Source organism: Blautia caccae (genome assembly GCF_040095955.1).
Classification (GTDB): Bacteria; Bacillota; Clostridia; order Lachnospirales; family Lachnospiraceae; genus Blautia; species Blautia celeris.
Genome location: NZ_JBBMFP010000082.1, coordinates 1 through 1,040, shown reverse-complemented (window position 1 = coordinate 1,040; position 1,040 = coordinate 1). Strand labels below are relative to the sequence as shown.

The following is a 1,040-nucleotide window of genomic DNA, read 5'->3' as shown; positions in this document are numbered from 1 at the left end:
AAAAGTACTGGAAAGTTTGGGGTGGCTGTGCTAAAATGTCTGTAAGGACAAATTATGCAGCCCCCTTTTATTACATGGGTTTTTTGACGTAATAAGAGGAGGTAAGATATGTATCAGAATTTCAATAAAATCTATCGTGCCGCCATCTATGTCAGATTATCCAAAGAAGATGGCGATCTTTCCAGTTCTGCAAAAATGGAAAGTAACAGCATTTCTAACCAGAAGGCTCTGATTCTGGATTTCCTGAAAGACAAAAAAGATATAGAAGTTGTTTCCGTCCGGGTTGACGATGGCTACTCAGGCTCTAATTTCGAGCGCCCTGCATTCCAGGCTATGCTGGAAGATATCAGGCGTGGGATTGTTGATTGCGTAGTGGTGAAAGATTTATCTCGGTTTGGGCGGGAATACATTGATTCCGGGAAGTACATTGAACGTTTATTCCCGGCTCTTGGTGTGCGCTTTATTGCCATAAATGACAATTATGACAGCCTTCAGGGAAAGAATCAGGCCGATGAAATTATTATCCCATTCAAAAACTTAATCAACGATGCTTATTGCCGTGACATTTCCATTAAGATCAGAAGTAACCTTGAAATTAAGAGGAAAAAGGGAGAATGTGTGACACCTTTTGTGGCATTCGGGTATCAGAAAGTTAAGGCAGACAAGCATAAGCTGGAGATTGATCCGGTTGCAGGCAGTGTAGTACAGGACATCTTTAAGATGAAACTGCAGGGAATGAGCCAGGATGCGATTGCCAACCGCCTGAATGAATTGGGTGTGCTTTCACCATTTGAATATAAGATCAGCAGCGGGAGTCATTATGAAACCGGGTTCCGACAGAAAGAGCAGGCTCTTTGGAGTTCTGTTGCGGTACGCAGAATACTGGAAAATGAGGTTTACATTGGAAACCTTGTGCAGGGGAAACGTACGACACCGAACCATAAAGTGAAGCAGTCCTACGTAAAGCCGGAAGATGATTGGATCCGTATTGAAAAGAACCATGAGCCGCTGGTAAGTGAAAGGGATTTTGAGATCGTCCA

General features: G+C 43.1%; 1 protein-coding gene. It reads left to right on the top strand.

The window, feature by feature from the left end:
* Positions 1-108 precede the first annotated feature (108 nt).
* Positions 109-1,040 (top strand): recombinase family protein (locus WMO65_RS26240; protein WP_349064880.1); only part of this gene is annotated, 932 nt, incomplete at its 3' end.